Source organism: Kitasatospora sp. NPDC085895 (genome assembly GCF_040702125.1).
Classification (GTDB): domain Bacteria; phylum Actinomycetota; class Actinomycetes; order Streptomycetales; family Streptomycetaceae; genus Kitasatospora; species Kitasatospora arboriphila.
In genome coordinates this window covers 1-6,004 of record NZ_JBFBJY010000174.1, presented here as the reverse complement: position 1 = coordinate 6,004, position 6,004 = coordinate 1, and the positions used below count along the sequence as shown (strand labels likewise).

General features: G+C 70.6%; 8 protein-coding genes. 3 read left to right on the top strand and 5 right to left on the bottom strand.

The features are described 5' to 3' along the window. Positions 1-294 (bottom strand): hypothetical protein (locus tag AB0442_RS41540; RefSeq protein WP_366168712.1); only part of this gene is annotated, 294 nt, incomplete at its 3' end. 104 nt (positions 295-398) lie between these two features. Between AB0442_RS41540 and AB0442_RS41535 the strand changes: the two genes are divergently transcribed. Further along, a complete protein-coding gene (locus tag AB0442_RS41535; RefSeq protein WP_366168714.1) occupies positions 399-731 on the top strand; it encodes a DUF4259 domain-containing protein in 333 nt (110 codons plus the stop codon). 259 nt (positions 732-990) lie between these two features. Here AB0442_RS41535 and AB0442_RS41530 read toward each other — a convergent pair whose 3' ends face one another. Next, on the bottom strand, positions 991-1,296 hold the full coding sequence (locus AB0442_RS41530; RefSeq protein ID WP_366168711.1) for a hypothetical protein: 306 nt from the start codon (positions 1,294-1,296) through the stop codon (positions 991-993). 316 nt (positions 1,297-1,612) lie between these two features. On the opposite strand from AB0442_RS41530, the gene AB0442_RS41525 reads away from it, so the two are divergent. Together AB0442_RS41525 and AB0442_RS41520 are read left to right on the top strand one after the other, a co-directional pair. Next, positions 1,613-2,032: an STAS domain-containing protein gene (locus AB0442_RS41525; RefSeq protein ID WP_366168710.1), complete on the top strand. Its 420-nt coding sequence runs from the start codon at positions 1,613-1,615 to the stop codon at positions 2,030-2,032. Between the two features lie 32 nt (positions 2,033-2,064). Then, positions 2,065-2,514, top strand: a complete 450-nt coding sequence (locus AB0442_RS41520) for an ATP-binding protein (RefSeq protein ID WP_366168709.1) — start codon at positions 2,065-2,067, stop codon at positions 2,512-2,514. Between the two features lie 902 nt (positions 2,515-3,416). On the opposite strand, the gene AB0442_RS41515 is transcribed toward AB0442_RS41520, so the two are convergent. The 3 genes from AB0442_RS41515 to AB0442_RS41505 all read right to left on the bottom strand — a co-directional run. Then, the gene (locus tag AB0442_RS41515) at positions 3,417-3,695 is read right to left on the bottom strand and encodes an ATP-binding protein (RefSeq protein ID WP_366168708.1); all 279 of its coding nucleotides are present in this window, start codon (positions 3,693-3,695) and stop codon (positions 3,417-3,419) included. A 25-nt stretch (positions 3,696-3,720) separates the two neighbouring features. Continuing rightward, positions 3,721-5,352 carry a SpoIIE family protein phosphatase gene (locus AB0442_RS41510; protein WP_366168707.1) on the bottom strand — a complete coding sequence of 544 codons (1,632 nt, stop codon included), beginning with the start codon at positions 5,350-5,352 and terminating at the stop codon, positions 3,721-3,723. A 496-nt stretch (positions 5,353-5,848) separates the two neighbouring features. Then, positions 5,849-6,004: zinc ribbon domain-containing protein (locus AB0442_RS41505; protein ID WP_366168713.1), on the bottom strand; the 156-nt coding region annotated here is incomplete at its 5' end.

The window sequence follows — 6,004 nt, the reverse complement described above, 5'->3', positions numbered from 1 at the left end:
CATCGCGAACATCTGCATGGCCACGGCCGCCCGCGCGGGCAGCACGCTGGCGAGCGCGACTGGCGATCCGCCCCACTCGACGCACGCACCGGCCAGCACCGCGGTCATGGCGAACGTGCCGTGGATGGTCGACAGATGCGGCGCCAGCGCTTCGACGGCAGCCGTAAGTGCCGCCGGGCCGCCCGCACGGGCGGCCACCTCCACCGAGGCCAGTGCGCGACGGAATCCTTCATCGGATCCCGCGCGCATCTGCGCGATCAGTTCGTCGACACTCCTGGACACGGCCTCGGGCATGGCCGCGACGCTAGCAACTCACCCCCGCGAGCGGTGGGCCCAGGGGGTGCCGCGGTCAAACGGGCTCTGGACCGGCGCCAGCGCACCGCCTTCAGCGCGAGACCCTGGTCCGGACGACGCTGATCCGCACCATCGAGACCCGGGACTACCTTGAAAGTCCTGAGGGAGCCGAGGCCGTTGCCGCCGCCGCTCTCATCGCCGTACAGTGCCCGGGCGGTGAACCAATCAGCACAAGTTATGGCCCCGACCAAGCCCTTCCGATCTTCGCCATCGATCTTCGGCCGCTCGCTGTCGAGGCGCTCGACCGCGTTGTCGCCGAGGAGTCCGAGCTCGCCGACCTCTGGGACGAGACAGTGAACGGACCGACCTGGCGGCAGACCATCAGCCGCATCCGCGCCGTCCTCACGCCCGAGCAAGACCCACTCTTCGATCGCTAACCGAATAGCCAGCGCTACCGGTCACGGAAGTTGAGCCAGAACCGAAACTCGTGAACAAAACCAACCGGGCGGGTTGGCCGGTGGCGGATGGGACCTGTCATGATCCCTGCGCGCCCGATTCGCCATTGCCTGGGCGCGCAGCTCCCGGGCCGGGTCCGACGAGGTCATCAGACAACCCGGCCCGGGGGCTGTTTCGTATGCGGCAGGTCGGCGGGCTCTGGCGGCGTGGTCGCGGCTGGTGGTGCGAGGCCTCGGGCGGTCAGAACGGGGCGGGGCCGTGACCGCGGATGGTGAGTGTGGCGGTGGGGCGCTCCAAGTCTTCGACGAGGAACGTGCCGGTGCTGTCGCCGACGACCAGGTGCAGGGTGTCGGCGTACAGGACGGTCTCGGCGTCGGTGTCGCTGTCGAAGTGCAGGCGTCCGGCCCACTGCTCTGGTCTGGCCGGTTGGGGTGTGGGGCCGCCGGTAGGGCCGCCATCGGCCCAGCTGCGCAGGTTCGCGCGGCAGCGGTAGATGTCGTCGTCGGCGTGCACTACGGCATCGCCCTGGTGGAAGCGCGGTTCCATGGGGCCAGTCTCCACCTCGCCGTGCTGGCCGCGCTTCCGGCGACACGAACCCGCGCCGGCCGTCACCCGCCGGGGCCGACCGCCGCCCGAGGGTGCGCCCGCGCCTGCGCCTGCGGGTGCGGGTGCGGGGTGCGGGGCGCGGCGGGGCTGATCGGCCTGTGGGAAAGCAGCGTAGGGTGGGGGTAGCGATGTGGCGTCATCGTGGCGCTCGCCGTTGCCCGTCGGCTGTCGCCGCGCTGTCTCCCGCACCCGCGAGGACACGGACGCCCCGGCCCGCCACCCGTGGTGGAGCCTCTGGTGGGTCGGGAGACGCGTCATGGCCATTCCTGCTTCGTTCCTGATATCCGGCGGGCCGCCGACCTCCGACTCGGTGCTGACGATCGTCCTCACCCGTGTCGATGACAGCATCGTGTGCTTCTTCGCCGGAGAACTGGACCTCAGCAACGAGACCCGGGTACGGAAGGCCCTCGACGAGGTGCTCGCCCGGCGTCCGGTGCTGGTGGCCGTCGAGCTGTCCGGGGTGCGGCTGTTCACCTCCAGCGCCCTGAACGCCCTGCTCGCCGCGCGCATCACAGCCCTGGCCCTGGGCATCCCGATCGTGCTGGCTTCACCGAGCCGCATCGTCGAACGGGTCCTTCAGATCAGCCAGACCGACCAGGTGTTCCCCGCCTACCCCACCCTCGATGAGGCCCTGGACCACGGCCTGGAGGGTGACCAGGCCGTGCGGGCGGTGTAGGGCGGTACCCCGGCGGGCAGGCGCCTGGTTCAGTGACGAATGTCCGAGCCCTTGGGGGACCATCCGTGCGCCCCTCCACCAGCGCCACCTGCGGCCACCGTCGCCTGGACTTCCCGCCAGGCGACCCACAGGGCTGCGTACGGCGAGGCACGGACTTCTCCCGCCGCGCCCTGGCCGACTGGCGGCCCACGGCAGGCGCCATGACCGTCGACAACGTCGCGCTGGTAGCCGCCGAGCTGCTCACGAACGCCGCCAACCACGCCAGCGGCCCCACCACACTCGACCTCCACTACGGCCCGGACACCGGCCTGCTGCACATCGCCGTCACCGACACCCACCCCGACCCGCCCCGGCTGCGCACCGTCCGGCCCGAGGAGCCCCATGGCCGCGGAATGCACATCATCGACCACATCGCCGCCGCCTGGGGACATCGCCCGAACGGCACGGGCAAAACCGTCTGGGCCACCCTCCACCTACCCTGACACCCCCTCACCGGGCTGATGCTCTCCCCCAAAGCGGCTGGCCATGAAGACGATGTTTCCTTCAACTGGGTTCCCACCCGGCCGATCTCGGACTGCAGGGACCGCCGGAAACCGCAGCACCAATGGAGTACTGGGTCTGTACTGCGAAAACGCCGAGTCCGGCGTGGAGCCTGTGATAGACGAATCCGTGGTGGAAATGACGCGGCGCCGGGCTTGTGGCCCGGCGCCGCGGCGGTGTGTCCTCGTTGTCAGGGGTGGCCTGGTGGCGGATCTCCTGCGCGGCGTCCTGGCCGGTCGTCTTCAGGTACTCCGACCGTCAGGAACGGGGAGGATGTGAGCAGTCGGCCCCCGTCCGTGGGTGGGCCGGCTGCGCGGAGCGGTCCGGCTCATTGCGGGTCCGTCGAATTGGCCCGGAGCCGGAGTTGCTCGCCGCCGCGTATTCGTTCAACGGACCGGCCTACGGGACGTCAGGAGGTGCCCGTACCTTTGGCGGTGATTTTGATCGGCGGGCCTCGCAGCCCGGGGCAGGCGGGAGGTCGGGCAGGAGCGGTGTCGGACGGCGGGGCGGTCGCCTCGGATGCGCGGCGCCGGCGGCAGTGATGCGGTTCCCGCGGAAACGGCGATCATGACTTCAGCTCGCCTCTGCGCGCTCCCGCCCATCAAGGCGGCTACCCGAGTCCGCCACCACTCCCCACTCCAGCTCCCGATGGTGCTGGCGAACCGCCCGCTTCGCCCCGGGCGGGACCGCAGCCAAGATGAAACGGGTCGTTGAACGGGGCGCCGCCGGGTCGCCCTCATGGGCAGTCGGGCCGACACGGGAAGGGCGGGGCGACAGGGCGCAGCGGCTGGGTGCGGCGTTCGCCCGCTCGTTCGCGTGGGAGTGAGGCGCTTCAAGATCGCCTTCAGATGGATGATCTTGGCAGGCTCAGTTCGACCCAGACCGACTTGTGGACGTGGTTGAGGTGGTGACCCCAGGCGCGGGCGATGTGGTCGACGATGCGCAGGCCGCGGTGGTGCGGCTCCCCCGGCCGCGCGGGGAGGATGCGGGGTGCAGCAGGGCTGGTGCGGGTGACGTCGATCCGCAGCCGCTCGTCGCGCGTGGCGAGCCACAGCTCCATGGTCAACGGGCCGCCAGTGTGGTCGATGGCGTTGGTGAGTAGCTCGGCCACCACCAGCAGCACGTCGTCGACAGCTGCTGGGAACGGATCACAGGCTGACGTGCAGGACGCAGATGTCGTCCCGCTGGACGTCTGGCTCGACGAGAGCGTCCAGGATGCTGTCGAGGGCGTGGGCGTTACCGACGCACTGGGCTGCGGTGCGGGCGAGGCGATCCAGGCCCTCGTCGATAACCTGGCCTGGTTCCTCGATCAGGCCGTCCGTGTACAGCAGCAGGTGGTCGCCGGGCAGCAGGTGCAACGTGGCCGGTTCGTAAGTGGGCGTGGTCGTGGCGCCCAGCAGGAGGCCCTTGGGGGTGGGGAGGTAGTAAGGCTGGCCCTGTCGGATCAGGAGGGGCGGAAGGTGGCCGGCCTGGACCCAGGTGAGTCGGTTGTGGGTGGGCTCGTAGCGGGCCATGATCATGGTGGCGGTGCTGAAGTCGCGCTCGGGGGTGTGCCGCAGGAGTGTGTTGAGCCGGTCGAGGATCGTGTCCAGGGGCATGCCGGTGATGGCCATGCCTTTGGCGGTGAAGCGCAGTTGGGCCATGGTGGCCACGGCGTCCAGGCCGTGGCCGGCGACATCGCCGATGACGAGTAGGGCGCTGCCGTCGGGCAGTTCGATGGCGCTGTACCAGTCGCCGCCGAGGTTGAGGCCTTCCTGCAGGGGTTGGTAGGCGATGTCGACGGTGAGGCCGGCCAGGCGCATCGATCGCTGGGGCGGCGGAAGCAGGGCGTGCTTGAGTTCGGCGGCGAGGTCGCGTTCGGCGGTCAGCAGGCCATGCTGGACGAGGGCGGTGCGTTCCTGGTCCAGCAGTTGTTGTTCGGCGTTCTTGGTGGTGGTCCGGTCCTGGAAGAAGCCGTGGACCTCCACGGGGTCGCCGTGCGCGTCCGCCTCGGCCTCGGCGACGATCCGTACATGGCGGATCTGTCCGGCGGGAGTGGTGATACGGAAGGTGTGGTCGACGGGTTCGCCGTCCCGGAGGAGGTGCTGCACGGTTTCGCCCAGTGCGGGGAGGTCCTCGGCGACGACGTGGGCGGGTAGCTCCTCCAGTGTCATCGGGCCGAGTGCGCGGTCCCGGCCGAAGATGGGGTAGACCTCGTCGGACCAGGTGATGACGTTGCGGACCAGGTCCCAGTCCGCCCATCCCATGTTGCCGAGGCGCTGCATGGCGGTCAGGCGGCGCTGCTCGCGTTCGCCGCTGTCCAGGCGGACCCAGGAGACGATCAGCCCTGCCCGGCAGGGCGCTGCTCGGACAGCGAAGCGGGACAGGTGCGGGATGCCAGCGAGGACCTCCTCGTACTCGAACGGTTCCCCTTCGTAACGGACGCCCGTCGCCAACGCCTGCAGGTAGCCGTGCCACAGTGCCGTGCCGGCCACGGTGGGGTAGGTCTCCAGGACGCTCCGCCCGACCAGGTCCCTTCCCCGGCGTGTCCTGATGTCCACCGCTTCCGGCGAGGCGGCCGCGATCCGGAAGTCCGCGACTTCGCCGTCGGGCCCGGGTTCCGGCAGGAGGAAGATCACCGATCCGGGCAGGGCGTCCAACATCTCCTGGATTTCCGGCGCGGGCACGGCCATGGCCGGACCGGCGTCGGCCGTCGACCGGCCGCGGGGCCGGTATCGGCGCGAGGAGAAGAAGGCATCGTCCGTTGCCGGGCCGAAGCCAGCGCTGTCCGACCCGGTCATCGCGGGTCCCTCCCCATCCCTCATACAACGAGCATGGCATGCCCCGACCAGCGATTCCGGCTGGCGGCGGACACGGCACGGGACACGGCCCACGGCTGCCCGTCTCCTCAGCGGCCCGTGCGTCGCGGGCGCACACGGCCACCTCGGTCGCCGGGAGCGGGGATCAGCGGCGGCGGTGAGGTCGGCCGGGCCGAACAGCAGCGCGTGGTTGCGGAGCAGGTGGGCCAGGACGCGGTCGGTGAGGTGGGTGCCGGCCAGGTCGGCGAGTGCGGCCGAGACGTGGCGGACCCGCGCCCCGTCGGGGAGGGGAGGGGACCGGCCAGGCCCTACGGCGCCGGGGCGGTCATGACAGGCCACTGCGTCGGGGCGTCGAGCCGGCCAGTGGGCTGGTGTCGGCGTACCTGATCTCATGGACCCCCTCGGTGAACCGCCAGCCATCCCGGGTGCGCCGGTAACGGTCGTGACTCCTCCCCGGTGTGAACGCCGGGGCTTTTCGCTATGCCGGGTTGGCGTCGCGACGGACCAGCCCGGCCCGTAGAACGTTGATGGCTCCCACTGTGTCGGCGTGCGCCTGGTGGCCGCAGCCGACGCAGCGGAAGGTTGCCTGATCGGGCCGGTTCTCCTTCGAGGCGTGCCCGCATTCGGGGCAGGT